Annotated in this window: 16 protein-coding genes; 15 read left to right on the top strand and 1 reads right to left on the bottom strand. The window is 39.8% G+C overall.

Going from position 1 to position 18491, the window contains the following annotated elements; translation table 11 throughout:
* Positions 1 to 40 precede the first annotated feature (40 nt).
* The 3 genes from tpiA to eno all read left to right on the top strand — a co-directional run bounded on the left by tpiA (position 41) and on the right by eno (position 3755).
* Positions 41 to 796: a triose-phosphate isomerase gene (gene tpiA, locus AC1FXZ_RS07420; RefSeq protein ID WP_480052138.1), complete on the top strand. Its 756-nt coding sequence runs from the start codon at positions 41 to 43 to the stop codon at positions 794 to 796.
* The gene (gene gpmI, locus AC1FXZ_RS07415; protein ID WP_480052136.1) at positions 793 to 2328 is read left to right on the top strand and encodes a 2,3-bisphosphoglycerate-independent phosphoglycerate mutase; all 1536 of its coding nucleotides are present in this window, start codon (positions 793 to 795) and stop codon (positions 2326 to 2328) included. Before tpiA ends, gpmI begins: the two co-directional genes overlap by 4 nt.
* 137 nt (positions 2329 to 2465) lie before the next feature.
* Positions 2466 to 3755 carry a phosphopyruvate hydratase gene (eno, locus tag AC1FXZ_RS07410; protein ID WP_480052134.1) on the top strand — a complete coding sequence of 430 codons (1290 nt, stop codon included), beginning with the start codon at positions 2466 to 2468 and terminating at the stop codon, positions 3753 to 3755.
* Positions 3756 to 3800: 45 nt separating this feature from the next.
* Here the strand turns inward: eno and AC1FXZ_RS07405 are convergent, their stop codons facing one another.
* A complete protein-coding gene (locus AC1FXZ_RS07405) occupies positions 3801 to 4469 on the bottom strand; it encodes a hypothetical protein (protein ID WP_480052132.1) in 669 nt (222 codons plus the stop codon).
* 591 nt (positions 4470 to 5060) lie between these two features.
* Between AC1FXZ_RS07405 and AC1FXZ_RS07400 the strand changes: the two genes are divergently transcribed.
* The 12 genes from AC1FXZ_RS07400 to rnr all read left to right on the top strand — a co-directional run bounded on the left by AC1FXZ_RS07400 (position 5061) and on the right by rnr (position 18150).
* Positions 5061 to 6413 carry an FAD-binding oxidoreductase gene (locus AC1FXZ_RS07400; protein WP_480052130.1) on the top strand — a complete coding sequence of 451 codons (1353 nt, stop codon included), beginning with the start codon at positions 5061 to 5063 and terminating at the stop codon, positions 6411 to 6413.
* Positions 6414 to 6517: 104 nt separating this feature from the next.
* Positions 6518 to 7366: an ABC transporter permease gene (locus tag AC1FXZ_RS07395; protein ID WP_480052128.1), complete on the top strand. Its 849-nt coding sequence runs from the start codon at positions 6518 to 6520 to the stop codon at positions 7364 to 7366.
* A 151-nt stretch (positions 7367 to 7517) separates the two neighbouring features.
* Positions 7518 to 8558, top strand: coding sequence for an ABC transporter substrate-binding protein (locus AC1FXZ_RS07390; RefSeq protein ID WP_480052126.1), 1041 nt, complete (start codon positions 7518 to 7520; stop codon positions 8556 to 8558).
* 16 nt (positions 8559 to 8574) lie between these two features.
* Positions 8575 to 9222, top strand: a complete 648-nt coding sequence (locus AC1FXZ_RS07385) for a creatininase family protein (protein ID WP_480052124.1) — start codon at positions 8575 to 8577, stop codon at positions 9220 to 9222.
* A 205-nt stretch (positions 9223 to 9427) separates the two neighbouring features.
* Positions 9428 to 10222 carry an ABC transporter ATP-binding protein gene (locus AC1FXZ_RS07380; protein WP_480052122.1) on the top strand — a complete coding sequence of 265 codons (795 nt, stop codon included), beginning with the start codon at positions 9428 to 9430 and terminating at the stop codon, positions 10220 to 10222.
* Positions 10223 to 10493: 271 nt separating this feature from the next.
* Positions 10494 to 11753 (top strand): amidohydrolase family protein, encoded by a 1260-nt coding sequence (locus AC1FXZ_RS07375; protein ID WP_480052120.1) that lies wholly within the window; start codon positions 10494 to 10496, stop codon positions 11751 to 11753.
* A gap of 43 nt (positions 11754 to 11796) precedes the next feature.
* A complete protein-coding gene (locus AC1FXZ_RS07370) occupies positions 11797 to 13095 on the top strand; it encodes an amidohydrolase family protein (protein WP_480052118.1) in 1299 nt (432 codons plus the stop codon).
* An 11-nt stretch (positions 13096 to 13106) separates the two neighbouring features.
* Positions 13107 to 13799: an NAD(P)H:quinone oxidoreductase gene (gene wrbA / locus AC1FXZ_RS07365; RefSeq protein ID WP_480052116.1), complete on the top strand. Its 693-nt coding sequence runs from the start codon at positions 13107 to 13109 to the stop codon at positions 13797 to 13799.
* 137 nt (positions 13800 to 13936) lie between these two features.
* On the top strand, positions 13937 to 14167 hold the full coding sequence (secG, locus tag AC1FXZ_RS07360; protein ID WP_480052114.1) for a preprotein translocase subunit SecG: 231 nt from the start codon (positions 13937 to 13939) through the stop codon (positions 14165 to 14167).
* A 142-nt stretch (positions 14168 to 14309) separates the two neighbouring features.
* A complete protein-coding gene (locus AC1FXZ_RS07355) occupies positions 14310 to 15026 on the top strand; it encodes an alpha/beta hydrolase (RefSeq protein ID WP_480052112.1) in 717 nt (238 codons plus the stop codon).
* On the top strand, positions 15007 to 15753 hold the full coding sequence (locus tag AC1FXZ_RS07350; RefSeq protein ID WP_480052110.1) for an alpha/beta hydrolase: 747 nt from the start codon (positions 15007 to 15009) through the stop codon (positions 15751 to 15753). The genes AC1FXZ_RS07355 and AC1FXZ_RS07350 overlap by 20 nt, the downstream gene beginning before the upstream one ends.
* Before the next feature lie 42 nt (positions 15754 to 15795).
* Positions 15796 to 18150: a ribonuclease R gene (gene rnr / locus AC1FXZ_RS07345; protein ID WP_480052108.1), complete on the top strand. Its 2355-nt coding sequence runs from the start codon at positions 15796 to 15798 to the stop codon at positions 18148 to 18150.
* Positions 18151 to 18491 lie beyond the last annotated feature (341 nt).

Raw genomic sequence — 18491 nt, 5'->3', positions numbered from 1 at the left:
GGTCAGACCCCACTTTAACACTATAAAGAGGTGAAGTGCTATGCGTAAACCAATTATTGCCGGTAACTGGAAAATGAATAAAACGCTTGGCGAGGCAAAGCAATTTGTTGAAGTTGTAAAAGCAAGCGTACCAGCAAACAGTGAAGTGGATGCAGTTGTATGCTCGCCCGCTTTATTTTTGGAAAGTTTAGTAAGCACTACGGAGGGTACTGATCTTAAAGTTGGAGCTCAAAATGTTCACTTTGAGGAAAGTGGTGCATTTACGGGAGAAATAAGCCCGGTCGCTTTAGCTGATATGAAAGTAGACTATGTAATTATTGGGCACTCCGAACGTCGTGAAATGTTTGCTGAGACAGATGAGACGGTAAACAAGAAAGTACATGCTGCGTTCAAGCACAATCTAGTTCCAATTATGTGTTGTGGTGAAACAGACGCAGAACGTGAAGCTGGAAAGACAAACGATATTGTAAAAGGACAAGTGGAAGCTGGACTTGCTGGATTATCAGAAGATCAAGTGAAAAACACTGTGATTGCTTATGAACCGATTTGGGCGATCGGAACAGGAAAGTCTTCATCAGCAAAGGATGCGAATGAAGTGTGCTCATACATCCGAAAAGTTGTCGCAGAACGTTTTTCAAATGAAGCAGCTCAAGCTGTCCGAATTCAATATGGTGGAAGTGTGAAGCCAGCTAATATTAAAGAATACATGAGCGAGTCAGATATTGATGGAGCTCTAGTCGGTGGAGCAAGTCTTGAAGCCGATTCATTTCTTGCACTTTTGGGGGAAGGTAAATGAGTAAGAAGCCAGTTGCTCTCATTATATTAGATGGATTTGCAATGAGAGATGAAGTCAAAGGGAATGCTGTTGCGCAAGCAAAGAAGCCGAATTTTGATCGCTTTTGGAACCAATATCCACATGCAACTCTTGAAGCACAAGGTGAAGCGGTAGGTTTGCCTGAAGGACAAATGGGAAATTCAGAAGTAGGTCATCTGAATATTGGCGCAGGTCGCATTGTGTATCAAAGTTTAACACGCGTGAATTTATCGATACGCGAAGGTGACTTCTTTGAAAACGAGACGTTCCGTGCTGCTATGAACCATGCGAAAGAAAAAAAGAGTGCCTTACACATCTACGGTCTTCTTTCAGATGGGGGCATTCACAGTCACATTGAGCATTTATATGCTTTATTAGATTTAGCAAAGCGTGAAAATGTCGAAAAAGTATATGTCCACGGTTTTCTAGATGGACGAGATGTTGGTCCTACTTCTGCTGAAGTATATATTCGTGGCTTACAAAACAAACTTGAAGATTTAGGTGTTGGAGAAATTGCTTCAATTCATGGACGTTACTATGCGATGGATCGCGACCGTCGCTGGGAGCGCGTTGAGAAGTCATACCGTGCAATGGTTTATGGCGAGGGGCCTTCTTACACCAATCCAATTGATGTAGTTACTGATAGTTATAAAAATGAGATTAATGATGAATTTATTATTCCTTCTGTTATCACAAAGGAAGACGGAACACCAGTTGGTACAGTCGGTGATGATGATGCCGTTATCTTCTTTAATTTCCGACCAGACCGTGCAATCCAAATGTCTCAAGTGTTCACGAATGAAGACTTCCGTGGCTTTGACCGAGGCGATATGCACCCAAGGAATCTTCATTATGTTTGCTTAACGCACTTTAGCGAAACGGTAGATGGGTTTGTTGCATTCAAGCCGACGAACCTTGATAACACGCTAGGTGAAGTGTTAGCGCAACAAAATTATAAACAACTTCGAATTGCTGAGACGGAAAAATATCCACATGTTACGTTCTTCTTTAGTGGTGGGCGTGAGGAACCGTTCCCAGGTGAGGAACGAATCTTAATTGATTCGCCAAAAGTAGCAACATATGACTTACAGCCGGAAATGAGTGCCTATGAAGTAACGGACGCGTTACTTGCTGACATTGAAGCTGATAAGCAAGATGCAATTATTTTGAACTTTGCCAATCCTGATATGGTCGGACATTCGGGGATGCTTGAGCCAACAATCAAAGCAGTTGAAGTTGTAGATGAGTGTTTAGGAAAAGTTGTAGATGCGATTATTGCAAAAGGTGGGGCTGCTGTTATTACCGCTGATCACGGGAATGCAGACGAAGTCATTACACTTGAAGATAAACCTATGACTGCACACACGACAAACCGTGTTCCAGTGATTGTTACAGAAAGTGGAATCGAATTACAACAGAATGGCAAGCTTGCTGATTTGGCTCCAACGGTATTAGCGCTCTTAGGTGGTAAACAGCCAAAAGAGATGACTGGGATTTCATTAATAAAAAAATAAATTGCTCACTTGCTAGCAGGAATTTTTATATTTTAGTCGAATAATAAGACGGTTGGATTTGAAGTCTATGCCGATTGTATGAAAAAAACGATTTAAACCGAAAATAAATTGATAAATGATTAAGGAGTGACCTTACAATGACAATGATTACAGATGTATATGCTCGCGAAGTATTGGATTCTCGTGGTAATCCAACAGTTGAAGTAGAAGTTTACCTTGAATCAGGTGCTATGGGACGTGCTTTAGTACCTAGTGGTGCGTCTACTGGTGAATACGAAGCAGTTGAGCTTCGTGATGGTGGAGAGCGTTATATGGGCAAAGGAGTTCTTCAAGCGGTTGATAACGTAAATGAAGTAATTGCTCCTGAGCTAATTGGTTTCGATGCGCTTGACCAACTAGGAATTGACCAATTAATGATCGATCTTGATGGAACAGATAACAAAGGCAAGCTTGGTGCAAATGCAATTCTTGGTGTTTCCATGGCAGTTGCTCATGCTGCTGCTGATGCACTTGGTGTTCCATTGTATGTATACTTAGGTGGATTTAACGCGAAGCAACTTCCAGTTCCAATGATGAACATCATCAACGGTGGGGAGCATGCTGATAACAACGTTGATATCCAAGAATTTATGGTTATGCCTGTAGGAGCTGAAAACTTCCATGAGGCACTTCGTATGGGGGCAGAAATTTTCCATAACTTAAAAGCGGTTCTTAAAGGAAAAGGATACAATACGGCTGTAGGTGACGAAGGTGGATTTGCTCCAAACCTATCTTCAAATGAAGAAGCACTTTCAACAATCATTGAAGCGATCGAAAAAGCTGGATATAAGCCTGGCGATGAAGTAATGCTAGCAATGGACGTTGCAGCATCTGAGATCTACAACAAAGAAGATGGAAAGTACCACTTGTCTGGTGAGGGTAAGAGCCTTACAGCTGAAGAAATGGTTACATTCTATGAAGATCTTGTTGCAAAATACCCAATCATCTCAATTGAAGATGGTTTAGACGAAAACGACTGGGAAGGATTCAAACTTCTAACAGATCGTCTTGGTGGTAAAGTTCAACTTGTTGGTGATGACTTGTTCGTTACAAACACAACGAAACTTGCTGAGGGTATTGAAAAAGGTATCGGTAACTCAATTCTTATCAAAGTAAACCAAATCGGTACATTAACAGAAACATTCGAAGCTATCGAAATGGCGAAACGCGCTGGTTACACTGCTGTTATCTCTCACCGTTCTGGTGAAACAGAAGATGCAACAATCGCAGATATTGCTGTTGCAACAAACGCTGGACAAATTAAGACGGGTGCACCGTCACGTACAGACCGTGTTGCGAAGTACAACCAACTTCTTCGCATCGAAGACGAGCTTGCTAACGTAGCTACTTACGAAGGTCTTAAAGCTTTCTATAACTTAAAGAAATAAACAAAAAGAACGTGCCCTAGCATTAGTGGGCACGTTCTTTTTGTGTTAGCTAGTCCATTCGTCATGAATAATACCAACTAAAAACCATTTCTCCTCGTCTTCTTCTAAGACAAGACGTAGACTTCTCCAATCCATGCCTCCATATTCCTCCTTAAAACCGGAAAAATGGTATTCGATAATCGTTGCATCCGGGTATATTTCCTCGCTGTTATCAATCGTATTTCCTGGACCTAGTCGTTTGTTTACTGAGGTTTCCTCAGCATTTAGATAATCTTCGTCATAAACAAAGCGATCATAATACTCTGCAGGTGTCATTTCAATTGGTTCCCCACTGCCATCAAATTGTCCCCAATAATAAACCGTTTCATCCGATAGAAAATCAATGATTTCTAGAGAATCAAATACGAGATCATTTTCTACTTCGACATATGCGTAAGGTGAAAAACGTACTCCTTTTGTAGGATGGACGAGCTCTGCTAAACGCTCCATATCCTTGGTCTCGAGCAGTTGAACGATTTTGTTAGCTGTTTCTTTTGGATCTAGGTGGTTGTCCGGGACGTCTTCATCGTGTATATAGTATTCTTCTTGCCCTTCATCACTATCTTGTTCAACTGATTCGTCAACATCCTGTGGTGGTTGCTCTTGTTCATTGTCTGTATTAGCGCAACCAACTAGAGTGATTACCATCCCAATTAGTAACAATAATAATCTCATTTTTTATTCCTCCTTAAGTCTCTTACTAATAACTATATCCAAAAAAGATAAGATCTAAATATAAGGTTGGAAGCTAATTGATCGAATGCTTACTAAAAGTCTGTATATTGGATTGCCGTTAAAGATTCGGAGTGGCACAGGCTCACCAATTCGTGCCGTTGCCTTATTGGTCGATTGAAAAGAAGACATTGCCTAAAATAAATACAACTTGATATCAGTATTTTAGGAACATCATCCTCTTGTTCATAATTCAGGTGAAATCATAGAAATTGGTTAATTCAAATGGTAGATCTCCTAACATTACATTTAGGAGGTTGAACTTTTTTGTTTTTAACAAGGGTTCGTGGAGCGAATAATGGCCAGTGATAACCTCCATATTGGTTAACATTCACAATAGTATTTTGCGTTAGACAAAAAGCTCGTTAAGCTAGCAGAAAAAATGTGTGAGATAACCTTCCGATAACCAACAAATATCTGAATATTTTCATTACTGTTAATGGTATATTCGCATTGAATAAAATCGATTCAGTATTTGGTGAAAAATAACTTGCGAGCTAAAAAGGCACAACCTGAAAGGAGATGCAAATACGAATGGGTGGCATGTTTCTTGAGAAGGTTTTACAAAAGGTAACTCCAAATGAAGTTATTCATAACGATGAAATGATTAAGAAATTTTCTAAAGATTATTATTGGTATTCTCCTGTATTAGAAAAGGAGTTGGGAGAGAAGAAAGCTGATTATGTTGTTACCCCAGATTCTCACGAAAAGTTAAAGGCCGTTTTACAACTTGCAGTTGATGAAAAGATTGCCGTTACAGTGCGTGGATCCGGAACGGGTAATTATGGTCAGGCGATTCTGATGAATGGAGGATTAGTCGTTGACCTTAGCCGACTTAACATAGTTTTTGAAATAAAAGATGGTTTTGCACGTGTTCAAGCTGGAATGAAGCTTAGAGATTTAGAAAAACAAATTCATGCGACTGATCAAGAACTGACGATTTACCCGTCAACTTTTGTAAAGGCGACGATTGGAGGTTTTATCGCAGGGGGATCAGGAGGTATTGGATCAGTTACTTGGGGGAATTTATGGGACGATAATGTCTTAGCTGCCAAAGTCCTTACAATGAATGAAAAGGTCAGGGAGTTAGAGATCGAAGGAGAAGAATTACACCAGTATATCCACAGTTATGGAACGACCGGAATTATAACAGAAGTAACAATCCCACTCAAACCAAAAACGAGGTGGGTTCAAGAGATTGTACGTTTCAATAACTTAGAGAAAGCGCTAGATTTTTCTCGTGCGATAGCTGAAGCAAGAAGGTGGAAGAAACGGTTAGTATCAGTCGTAGAAGCGCCAATCCCAACGTTTTTTAGACCCTTAAAAAGGATCCTGGAAAAAAAAGACGAGCATTGGGTGATCATTGAGATCGCAGAAGAAAACCATAATAGGTTTTTAGAAGAGGCAAGTAAATATAACGGAAAAGTCATTTATACTACTAAAGCCAGTGCGTATCGTCAAGGAATTGGGGTTTCCGATTTTACATGGAATCATACGACATTATGGGCGTTAAAAGTGGATAAGAATTGGACGTACTTACAGAGTTTCTTCTCATTGGAAGACGTTCATAGTCAAGTAGCAAAAATAAAAGAACAATTTGGCGATGAAATCCTTCTACATTTTGAATGGATCCGTGATAAGGGAAAGTTAATACCAGCAGCCTTACCTCTTGTGAAATTTCAGTCAAAAGAAAGATTATATGAAATAATCGACTATTTCAATAAGATTGGAGCATGTGTCAATGATCCACACACGTATTTACTCGGAGCTGGTGGCTGGGATCTGCAACTTGAGAGAATCGTTAATAAAAAGCAAGAAAATGATCCGTACGACCTGTTAAATCAAGAGAAGTTACCGACTATCAAACTAGTAAAAGGATTGATGTAACTAAAAAGGAGGAGAAAGAATGAAGGGGACTAACATTAACGAGATTTTTGATAATGTGAGCAAATGTACAAGAATGCCAAATGAATTGAAAAGAGGTGTTACGCATGGCTAGAGGTGCAGTTAATGAAGTAGGTCAAGTTACAGTTCCAACAAATGGGATAGTAGAGAAAAGTAACGAGTTAATGAAAAAGGTATTGCCACCAGCTGTTGCATTACTTGCTTTTGTCGTTTTATGGGAGTTAATTGTTACGATTATTGGAACACCTCATTATATTTTACCGAAGCCTTCTGACATTTATGGAGCTGCCGTGAGTAATTGGGGGAACCTATCCACGGCACTAATGTCGACAGTCATTAGTTCGGTTACAGGATTTATTCTCAGCGTGGTTGTTGGAATTGGTGTAGCAGTGTTAATGGCTAGTTCTAAATTAGTTGAAAGAAGTTTTTATCCTTATGCTATTATTCTACAAACCATTCCAGTGGTGGCAATTGCACCAATTATTGTAATTTGGTTTGGTTCTGGTATGAATGCAATTGTTATCATCGCCTTCACAATTGGGTTCTTTCCAATGCTATCAAATACGTTAATCGGTCTGAATGCGACTGATCATAATATGAAAAACCTCTTTTATCTATACAACGCTTCAAAATGGCAAGTAATGTGGAAACTTCGCTTTCCGGCAGCACTTCCTTACATTATTGCTGGAGCTAAAATTTCTTGTACATTAGCGGTAGTTGGCGCGATAGTTGGTGAATATATCGCTGGTGTTGGTGGTGGTGCAGGTGGATTAGGATATGCCATTACCGTAGCTGCATCAAGATTACAAACACCATACCTTTTCGCCTTGGGGCTATCAGCAGCAGTACTAGGAATCACCTTTTTTCTTATTGTCAGCTATGCATCTAGAATATTCTTAGGATCTTGGCATGAATCAGAGATGGAGCAAGGCTAATAAGAATGTCAATGAACCCTTACCTGATATTTAATGAGGATATGCTTACAGTTTATCAATAGGAGATTAATCAGGTGACGGCTTGTTTGGTCAACTCTTGAAATACTTCTTTTACCGTCTCCAACAAAAAGAGAACTTGGGGGTTATACCATTGCTAAAATTACGATTTACGAAATCTACTTTTTTCATTAGTTTAACTTTTCTCGTTACATTAACTGCCTGTGGAGAAACAGCTGTGGATGAAACGGCAACAGTCAATGTGGAAGAAGAAACATCAGACACGCTCGAAGAAGAAGCTAGAGATGAATTAATGGAAATGAAGCAAATTACAAGTTGGTTCCCTCAAGTTGAAAATGCTGGTCAATACTATGCAGCAATGGAAGGTTTTTATGAAGAAACAGGAATAAATATGACGACAGAACCAGGTGGACCTCAAGTTTCATCAATCTCAATTGTCTCATCAGGGAGTGCACAGATTGGAATGGCGCAAGGGGACGAAGTTTTATTTGCGATAAACGAAGGAATCCCTCTCGTAGCAATTTTTGCTAATTTTCAAACAACGCCTCAGGGAATCATGTTTCACGCAGATCAACCGATTGAAACCTTCAATGATTTGGCTAAAAGTTATGAAATATATACTGCAGCAGGAGCTGGTTACTGGGAATACTTAGTTAGTCAATATGAAATTGAGCAAGATCAGAATAGAGTGTATACCGGAGACAATTCAACGTTTGTGTCAAATGAAAAAGCAGCATCACAAATGTATGTAACATCAGAACCATACTATTTGCAGGAAGAAGGGATAGAAACAGGACATTTGCTAATTGCAGATTCAGGCTATTCTCCTTATGCTGATGTGATATTTACGACGAAAGACTTTATGGAGGATCATCCAGAGATTGTTCAAGCATATGTAGATGCGATCACTAAAGGATGGGAAGCATTCAAAGTAGAACCAGAGAAAGTCTTTGATTATATCATCGAGCTGGAGCCAGAAAAAACAGTGAAACAAATGAAATATGCGACTGACCAAATGCAGGAACTTGTATTTGGAGGGGATGCAGCTGAGTATGGAGTCGGTTATATGTCGGAAAAGCGCTGGCAAACACTTATCGATCAATTGTATGACCTTGAATTAATTGATTCACAAATGATCGCTGAAGATGTCTTTACAACAGAGTTTTTAAAGTAAGATAGGGGGCTAATATTTGAGTAGGTCAAAAAGTAAGGCGTGGCAAGAACGATTCTTGCCTCGTTTATCAACAGAAGAAGTTCGGAATTTAGAGAAGAAACACGGTTTAGCTGTCTTGCCGATTGGAGCTGTTGAACAGCATGGCCCACATCTTCCTGTTTATACAGATACATTAATTGCAGATGGACTTTTGTCAGCTGCATTCGATCAATTAACAACAGAGGATAATATTTGGATGCTTCCCCCTATTCCGTATGGCAAGAGTACGGAGCATGGGAGTTACCCTGGGACGATTACACTTTCAGCGAATACGCTTTGCCAAGTCGTATTGGATATAGGGAAAAGCTTAAAGAAAAGTGGATTTCAGCGACTCGTCCTCTTTAATACACACGGAGGCAATAACGACTTATTAAATATGATTTCACGTGAATTGCGAATTGAGACAGGATTGGTCGTGTTTCGAATGAACGGCATGGATTTCAACTCAGAATTGACTGATCTGTTTTCTGAAACAGAGCTAACATATGGAATTCATGGTGGAGACGTGGAAACTTCACTCATTTTAGCTCTGGAAGAAGAGTGGGTACGAATGGAAGTGTCTCCTTGTGAATTTTATAAACGCCCAGAAGAGATAGACATAAAAGGAGGACCTTATGTGGCATAGGCAATAGACGATTTATCTGAAACAGGAATTGCTGGTAATGCCAAAGCAGGAACAAAAGAAAAAGGACAAGAAATTCTCGGACGTTTAAGCAAAAGGATCGCAAAATCATTAAAGATGATGAGTCAGTTTGAAATGGAATATTTAAAAAAGAACGCTGAAAAGACCTCGGTCTAAAAGTAAAGAAGATACGAGAGGGGATTGAAAGATGAAATCAGCAACGTTAGAAACGAACCAAGGCGTAATAGCGAGTAAGTCGATGCTTCGAATAAATAATGTAAGCAAAATTTATGATGGATCTATTACTGCTTTAACTGGTGTAAACCTTGACATTCCAGAAGGAGAGTTCATTTCTTTCGTTGGACCTTCAGGGTGTGGTAAATCAACAATTTTTAAAATTATTGCAGGGTTAAGTGAACCGACAACAGGGACGATCGAAATGTTCAACCCGAATAAAAGTGAAGTGACAATTGATCGCAATGAAGTTGGCTTTGTCTTCCAACATGCAACATTGCTACCCTGGAAATCTGTATTGGATAATGTCGGGTTGCCTTTGGAACTAAAAGGTGTTCAAAAGAAAGAACGAGAAGAAAAAGGAAGAGAAGTTCTTGAATTAGTCGGATTAAAGGGATACGAAAAAGCCTTGCCAAGACAACTCTCAGGTGGGATGCAGATGAGGGTGTCAATCGCGCGCTCCCTTATTGCAAAGCCTAAACTCCTTTTAATGGATGAGCCATTTGGGGCTTTAGATGAAATGACAAGACAAAACTTGCATTATGAACTATTACGTATTTGGGAGAAGACGGGTATGACCGTTTTATTTATCACACATAACGTATTTGAATCTGTTTTTCTATCAACGAAAATCGCAGTTATGAGTGCTAGACCTGGTAGGATAACGAATGTATATGATGTTCCTCCATATGAACGAGATGAATCGTTTCGTAGTACTCCGGAATTTAGCAATCTAGTTGGCGAAATTTCAAAAGGGTTACAGCACTAATTTATGGGGCTATAGAAAAGGAAGAGGCATCTGGAAAAGGAAACGACCTTTTTCAGATGCCTCATTCGTAGAGAGAACTGTCCCGAATCAGGGTGGTTATTAGGTTGCTTCGATTACATCAATTGAAAAAGGCTTATTTTAAGTCTGAATATTTAGAAAAAATCAAGGGTATTTATAGTAAGAAAGAGAAAAGAGTAGTACAAAGGTGCAAGCTCTATAAGTGAAAGTTAGAGCCACTGGAGTAAACTTACAAAGAGTGTAGGTGAATAAGATGTATGATTTAATTGTAAAAAATGTTCGCCTTAGTTCTGATATAGCGACTACAGACATTGGAATTAGGGGGCAGACAATTGTAAAGGTTGGCTCAATGGAAGCCCCTGCAAAAAGAGTATTAGAAGGAAGAGAAAGACTTGTATTGCCACCATACGTTGAGTCACATATTCACTTAGACACGGCATTAACTTATGGAAAGCCTTACTTTAATCACTCTGGTGAATTATTTGAAGGGATTGATGTTTGGAATAGTTATTGTCAGGAACAACTTAACTATACCGATGTGATTACTAGAGCGCTAATGGTCATTAAAGAGATGGCTGAGCAAGGAGTCCTGTATATGAGAAGTATGGTTGATGTAACTGATCCAGACTTAACAGCTTTACAAGCTTTGCTAGAAGTAAAGGAGAAGGTCGCCCATTTTTTTCACCTACAAATTGTAGCATTTCCTCAAAATGGAATTAGCCCAGCTAAGAATGGCTTAGCGCAACTTAAGAAAGCAATCCAATTAGGGGTAGATGGCATTAGTGCTGTCCCACATCTTGAAGCGACAAGGGAAAAAGGAGTGGAATCATTAGAAAGTTGCTTTCTACTAGCAAAGGAGCATAATTGCTTTGTTCATATTTTTTGTGATGAGATTGATGATCGCCAGTCGCGCTTTCTCGAAGTGGTTGCCTCTCTAGCAATTGATACAAACCTGTATGACGCTGTTACAGTAAGCCATGTGAATGCTATGGCCTATTATGAAGAGGCTTATGTTCGAAAGCTTATCGGTCTCATTAAGAAGTCAAGAATTAATGTTGTAACAGCGCCTCTGGTTAATTGTGCGATGCAAGGCCGGTTTGACAGTTGGCCTAAAGGCCGAGGAATTACGCGAGTGAAAGATATGAATCATGCCGGTATCAATATTGCAGTGGCCCATGATGATTTCTTAAGTCCGTTCTACCCTTTAGGGACAGGGGCACTATTAGCGGCAGGGCATATGCTTCTTCACCTAGCTCATATGACGAGGACTGAGGACTTCAATTCCGTTTTACAAATGGTGACAACAAAGGCAGCACATGTATTAAAAATTGAAGGGTATGGAGTGAAGGAAGGGGCACAAGCGAATTTCATAATCGTTGATGCAGAAGGAGCACATGATTTGCTTCGGAGACAGCCGGTTGCAGAAGCAGTTATATCAAGAGGACAGGTTATTACAAAAACCAAACCACAGAAAGCGGAATGGACAATAGATTTAGGAATAGGAATTAGTTGAGAGTTTTTTGTTTAATGATTAAGTAGGGTAAGGGGGAGTTGTGATGAAAATTGTAAATGTAAAAATACCTATTTTACATGAAGAGGATCATTATGATATTACCATTGAAAAAGGTCGAGTTACTAAGCTGGAGCCACATGGTGAAAAAGGGGGAGGAGCGCGCCCATTTTCTTTTTCTTTTGCTGACCATACAAATGAAGGCAGAGATATTTGGGACGCTCAAGGTAGAATCCTGTTGCCTGGATTGGTAGATGCACATATGCATTTAGATAAATCACATTCGCTTCATGTTGCAAAGAATAATAGTGGTACGCTACTTGAAGCGATTGAAAGTTATACAGAAGCTTCAGAGTCGTTTACAGAAGATGATGTCTTAGAAAGGATGCGCAAGACAGCTTTATCAGCATTAGCCCATGGAACAACCACGATTCGCACTCATATTGATTTTAGTACGAGAGTTACTGAAGAGACGACGTTTAGGGGTGTAAGGATGGCACTTGAATTAAAAAAAGAACTTGCTCCTTTTCTTGATATTCAAGTGTTTCCGATGCTGCCTTATTATCCGTATTCAGATGAAGACCGAAAAAAGATTGAGAAGATGTTAACACTTGGAATCGATGGGATTGGGGGAGCACCACATATAAGTGAATTGCCACTGAGGTGCATTGACGACATTTTTTCTTATGCAAGAGTTTTCGACTTGCCTATTGATCTACATACTGATGAGAGTGATGATCCTACTGTTGATACCGTTTTGTATATTGCTGACAAGACGATGGAGTCCCATTATGAAGGGAAGGTAGTAGTGGATCATCTATGTTCACTCGCAGCAATGGAACATAAAAAAGCGAAAGAAGTTATTGTGAAAATGAAAGAAGCCGGTTTAGGGGCGATAACGCTGCCAGCTGCCAATTTATATTTACAAGGCAGGGGAGACAGGGGCATGGTTAGACGTGGAATTACACGAGTACGTGAATTACTTGATGAGGGGATTCCACTTGCGATAGCTTCGGATAATGTTTGCGACCCGTTTCACCCTTTTGGAAGAGGAGATTTATTGCAAATTGCTCAATTAACTGGTTATACAGCGCATATGGGTGGAAAGACTGATATGCACACGTTACTAAAAATGATTACTGAAGTGCCAGCAAAGCTTATCGGAAAAAGAGAAAAAGGAATCAAGCATGGGCAAGAAGCTGACTTTGTTCTGTTTAATGCAACTACTATTGAAACGTTATTTGCTGAGTTACCACAAACAAGAGCTGTTTATAGCAAAGGTCGCTGGGTTGCAATGACAAGATGTGAAAGTGAGTTTAACCTAAATCAGGCATTTACGATGTAAGGGGGATGAACGTGACAAAGGTATTAATTGTTTATTATAGTGCGTTTGGACATATTTCAACATTGAGCGAGGCCATTGCTGATGGAGTTGAACGGATTGAGAGTGTTACTGCTAAGCACCTGCGTATTCCAGAATTCAATGATCGGAATATTCGAGTCGTGAATCAACGAGGAAATCAAGATGAGGAAGGGCTCGGGCAACATTTTAAATTAACAAAAAGGATTGAAGACTACGAAAGAGTGCAGCAGGAGCTTGCTCATATTCCGATTGCAACATTAGATGATTTACGTGATTCAGATGCTATAATATGGGGGTTTCCAACTTATTTAGGGTCAATGCCAGCGCAAGTTAAATCGTTCCTTGACCAAGCAGGCCAATTCTGTACAACTGGTGAACTAGAAGGGAAACCGACAGCTTTGTTTACAAGTGCCGGTTCTATACACGGTGGTCATGAAGCGACATTGCTCAATTCATTGGTTCCCCTTTTGCATCTAGGAATGATTTTTATTGGGCTTCCTTACACGCAAAACCCGGAATATTTAACGGATAAAGCCGTTGGCTGTTCACCGTACGGGGTGTCAACACTCGCGGGTCCTGATGGGTCACGTATGCCATGTAAGGATGAATTAACAATGGCTGCTAGGCTAGGAGAAAGAGTGGCACGAGTTGCAAAATCATTTTCGGTTGCGCGCCCGTTTGATTAATTTTTTTATCGAGTGAAGGCCCTCAAGCTAAGGCAACGGCTGCTGTTATTGTATAGGGAGAGAATAATTGTTGAGTTTTCTTGCTTTTATGTGGTAAATTAGTAGAAGCGCATACTGTGCTTGGAGGTGGGAGCAAAGTGCAACAATTAGCAACAATCTTACTCGTTATTGTATCGATAAGTTTAATCGCAGTTGTTTTATTACAATCAGGGAGAAGTGCAGGTCTTTCAGGTGCTATTTCCGGTGGAGCAGAGCAGCTTATGGGAAAACAGAAAGCACGTGGAATTGATGCTGTATTAAGTAAAGCAACAGTTGTTTTAGCTGTCTTGTTTTTTGTTTTAACCGTAACGGTCGCATATTTCTTGTAATCTAAGCAGTGGGTCTAATACCTGCTGCTTCTTTGTATAGGAGCTATAATTCTTACTAGTTGTGGAAACAATAAAAAGATATATCATTTTCAGTCTGGGTAAATTTGACAGATTACTGTTTCATGAAAGGTATGATGAGAAGATGATTGGCTGTTTGTGTTTGCATGGGTTTACAGGAGAGCCGTGGGAAGTAGAACCGATTTCTACTTATTTTCTCGAAAACAAGAAATGGCTTGTTTACACACCTACTTTACCTGGACATGGGCCAACAGGAAATTTAAAAGATGTTACATATGAGGAATGGGTCTTTGCTGCAGAAGTAGCAGTTTTAGAGTTAATGAAGCGTTGTGAGAAAGTATACGTGATCGGGTTTTCAATGGGGGGCATGCTAGCGTGCTATATTGCTGCGAAATATGACATCTCTAAACTCGTTTTGTTAAGCGCAGCTGCTTATTATGGTAATCCTCAACAGCTACTACAAGAATTAAAAGATAAAGTGCGTCTTCACGTTCGTGGTGAACTTGAAACGGATGAACATTTTTTATTATATCGTAAGAAAATTATCGAAACACCGATGGCAGCTGTCTTTCAATTTATGCAAGTTGTAAAAAAGATTAAGCCGATTTTAAAAAAGATAATCGCTCCAGCACTGATTATACAAGGGGAGTTAGATGGGATAGTCCCCAAAAAAAGTGCACATTTTTTATATGAAGCAATTGGTTCTAAACAAAAAGAGCTAACGTTGTTGCCTGAATCTAAGCATTTGATTTGCCATGGGTTTGAAAAGGAGATATTAATAAATAAGATTGAGGCATTTTTGTGTAGGGAGGAAGATGAAGATGAAAGTGGTTGTTCCTAAACCATTTACGTTTGAAGGAGGAGATCGTGCGGTCTTGCTTTTGCATGGATTTACAGGTACGACAGCAGATGTAAGAATGCTTGGCCGTCATTTGCAGAAGCTCGGATATACATGTCATGCTCCATTATATAAAGGACATGGTGTCCCTCCTGAAGAATTAGTACATACAGGGCCAAAAGACTGGTGGGAAGATGTTGTTAGTGGTTATGAATTTTTAAAAGAAAAAGGGCATGAAGAGATTGCCGTTTGTGGTCTATCGCTAGGAGGGGTATTCTCATTAAAAATCGGGTACACTTTACCTGTAATGGGAATCGTGCCGATGTGTGCACCGATGAAACCAAAAACAGAAGATGCGATATACAAAGGTTTGCTTGCTTATGCAAGACAATACAAGCAACTTGAAAAGAAGTCAAAAGAGCAAATAGATATAGAAATGGATTCATTCAAGGATTCACCAATGGAAACGTTGAATGGATTAAAAGGACTTATTGAAGAAGTAAGAGATCATCTTGATTTTATTTATTCGCCAACTTTTGTTGTACAAGCAAGACACGATCAAATGATTGATATCGAAAGTGCAGATATCATTCATGATCAAGTCGAGTCAGATATAAAAAAGTTAAAATGGTATGAAGACTCAACACATGTAATTACATTAGATAAAGAAAAAGAACAGCTTCATGATGACGTCTATCAATTTTTGGAACAACTTGATTGGACGGTCTAAATAAACATGGAAAGAAGCTGTTAACGAAAGGAGTAATGAACTTTGAATGAAGAATTAATTAAGCAATTATTAACGCACTTTCGCGAAACAGCGGAAAAACCTCTTTCTATAAAGGAAATTGAAGAAGCGTTTGGAACAGAGAGTAGTGATAAGTTTAAAGAGTTAGTGAAGTCGTTAAACGAGTTGGAAAACCGTGGACTAGTTGTTCGCACAAGGACAGACCGTTATGGAATTCCAGAGAAAATGAATTTGGTTCGCGGACGCGTCCAGGGGCATGCGAAAGGCTTTGCGTTTATTATCCCTGAACAAGAAGGTATGGATGATGTTTATGTGACTAGTGGGGACTTAAACAGCGCGATGAACGGAGATACCGTACTTGTACGTCTGAATGACAAATCTTCAGGGACTAGACCTGAAGGACAAGTAGTCAGGATTATTGAACGAGGAGTAACAGAAGCAGTCGGGACGTATTCTGATCAAGAATCGTATGGGTTTGTCATTGCAGATGATAAACGAATCGCAAACGATATCTTTATCCCAAAAGGGCAATCTTCAGGTGCTGTTGATGGTCATAAAGTTGTTGTGAAAATTACAAAATACCCAGAAGGTCGTATGAGTGCTGAAGGGCAAGTAATCAAAGTACTCGGACATAAAAATGATCCTGGTATGGATATCTTATCGATCATTTATAAGCATGGCATTCCGATCGAGTTTCCAGAAGAAGTTATTGAACATGCTAATTCAATTCCTGATGAAATTGATCCTGCAGACTTTAAAGATCGCCGTGACCTTCGTGATGAAACAATCGTTACGATTGACGGAGCTGACGCCAAAGATTTAGATGATGCCGTTCATGTAAAGAAATTAGATAATGGGAATTACCTATTAGGTGTTTCGATTGCTGATGTTACGCATTATGTGAAGGAAGGGTCACCGATCGATTTGGAAGCTGCAGATAGGGCGACAAGTGTGTACTTAACGGACCGTGTTATTCCAATGATTCCTCACCGGCTCTCCAATGGGATTTGCAGTTTGAACCCACGAGTTGACAGGTTAACGTTGACGTGTGAAATGGAAATTGATGCAAATGGCCAAGTGGTAAAGCATGAAATATTCCAAAGTGTTATTAAAACAACAGAGCGTATGACGTATACCGATGTCAATAAAATTCTCGTTGATAAAGATGAAGAAACGAGAAAAAATTATGAGTCACTTGTTCCTTTTTTTGAAGAGATGGAAGAGCTTGCAGCTATTTTAAGAAAGAAACGTTTTGATCGTGGAGCGGTAGATTTTAACTTCAAAGAAGCGAAAATTCTCGTTGATGAAGAAGGGAAACCGACCGACGTTGTTCTCCGTAGCCGTTCGGTAGCAGAAAAATTAATAGAAGAATTCATGTTAGCAGCAAACGAGACGGTAGCTGAACATTTCCATTGGCTAAAACTTCCATTTGTATACCGGATTCATGAGGATCCTGATGCAGAAAAGTTAGCAAAATTCCTTGAGTTTATTACAAATTTTGGGTATGTCGTTCGTGGTAATGCCAATACGGTTCATCCAAGAGCTCTGCAACAACTTCTCGATGAGATTAAAGGTGAACCAGAAGAAATGGTTATTAGTACAGTAATGCTGCGCTCGATGCAGCAAGCAAAGTACGATATTAACAGCATTGGACACTTCGGTTTATCAACAGAGTTCTATACTCACTTTACATCGCCGATTCGCCGGTACCCAGATTTACTTGTGCATCGGCTGATTCGCACATATCTAATTAAAGGCAATGTTGATGAGGCTACACAAGAACGTATGAACGCAATTTTGCCTGACTTAACGCGTCATGCTTCTGAAATGGAACGCCGGGCGGTGGAAGCTGAACGCGATACCGATAGCATTAAAAAAGCACAATACATGGAAGATAAAATTGGTGAAACGTTTACCGGTGTCATTAGTGGGGTAACTAACTTCGGTATGTTCGTTGAATTGGAAAATACGATTGAAGGGCTCGTCCATGTTAGTTATTTAACAGATGATTATTATCACTATGATCAAAAGCAGTATGCGATGATCGGAGAGCGTACAGGAAAAATCTTCCGTATTGGTGACGAGATTGAAGTGAAAGTAACCAATGTCAATGTTGATGAATCGTCAATAGACTTTGAAGTTGTAGGCATGAAACCACGAGAGCGTCGAGAAGTACGTGATCGTCCGAAAGTCATCGTCGGTGGAAAGCGAGAAGGCCGAGGTGGAGGAAAAGGCCGAAACGGAGATAATCGCAAAGGCCAAGGAAAAGATGCTCCTAAAAATGGCGAAAAAAATGGTGGCAAAAAGCGTAAGAAAAAGAAATTTTACGAAAATGCACCAAGTGCGAAGCGCAAAAAAGGCAAGAAGCGTCGGAAATAGGCATTGAGCCTTAGGTGTAGCATGCCATAGTTGCATTAATGGTGGGCATTGTAAAAAAGGTCTTCATCATCCACTGATGAAGGCCTAAAGTAGCTTTGTAGAGCAAGGAAAAGGCTATCATAAGAGAGATCAAGACTCAAAGTTGCTTTCTATAGCAAAGAAAAGGTCATCATCAGTGTGATGAAGACTGAAAAGAGCAAAACAGAGCAAGGAAAAGGCTATCATCAGTGTGATGAAGACTGAAAAGAGCAAAACAGAGCAAGGAAAAGGCTATCATCAGTGTGATGAAGACTGAAAAGAGCAAAACAGAGCAAGGAAAAGGCTATCATCAGTGTGATGAA

It is taken from the genome of Halalkalibacter sp. HAAS-P014 (genome assembly GCF_056619965.1).
This window is presented reverse-complemented; position numbering and strand designations above follow the sequence as displayed.

Excerpts from the sequence above, each read along its gene's own strand:
- AC1FXZ_RS07375 (WP_480052120.1), top strand. The coding sequence starts at position 10,494 with ATGTATGATTTAATTGTAAAAAATGTTCGCCTTAGTTCTGATATAGCG.
- AC1FXZ_RS07370 (WP_480052118.1), top strand. The coding sequence starts at position 11,797 with ATGAAAATTGTAAATGTAAAAATACCTATTTTACATGAAGAGGATCAT.
- eno (WP_480052134.1), top strand. The coding sequence starts at position 2,466 with ATGACAATGATTACAGATGTATATGCTCGCGAAGTATTGGATTCTCGT.
- tpiA (WP_480052138.1), top strand. The coding sequence starts at position 41 with ATGCGTAAACCAATTATTGCCGGTAACTGGAAAATGAATAAAACGCTT.
- AC1FXZ_RS07395 (WP_480052128.1), top strand. The coding sequence starts at position 6,518 with ATGGCTAGAGGTGCAGTTAATGAAGTAGGTCAAGTTACAGTTCCAACA.
- gpmI (WP_480052136.1), top strand. The coding sequence starts at position 793 with ATGAGTAAGAAGCCAGTTGCTCTCATTATATTAGATGGATTTGCAATG.
- AC1FXZ_RS07400 (WP_480052130.1), top strand. The coding sequence starts at position 5,061 with ATGGGTGGCATGTTTCTTGAGAAGGTTTTACAAAAGGTAACTCCAAAT.
- AC1FXZ_RS07405 (WP_480052132.1), bottom strand. The coding sequence starts at position 4,469 with ATGAGATTATTATTGTTACTAATTGGGATGGTAATCACTCTAGTTGGT.
- AC1FXZ_RS07380 (WP_480052122.1), top strand. The coding sequence starts at position 9,428 with ATGAAATCAGCAACGTTAGAAACGAACCAAGGCGTAATAGCGAGTAAG.
- AC1FXZ_RS07355 (WP_480052112.1), top strand. The coding sequence starts at position 14,310 with ATGATTGGCTGTTTGTGTTTGCATGGGTTTACAGGAGAGCCGTGGGAA.
- AC1FXZ_RS07350 (WP_480052110.1), top strand. The coding sequence starts at position 15,007 with ATGAAAGTGGTTGTTCCTAAACCATTTACGTTTGAAGGAGGAGATCGT.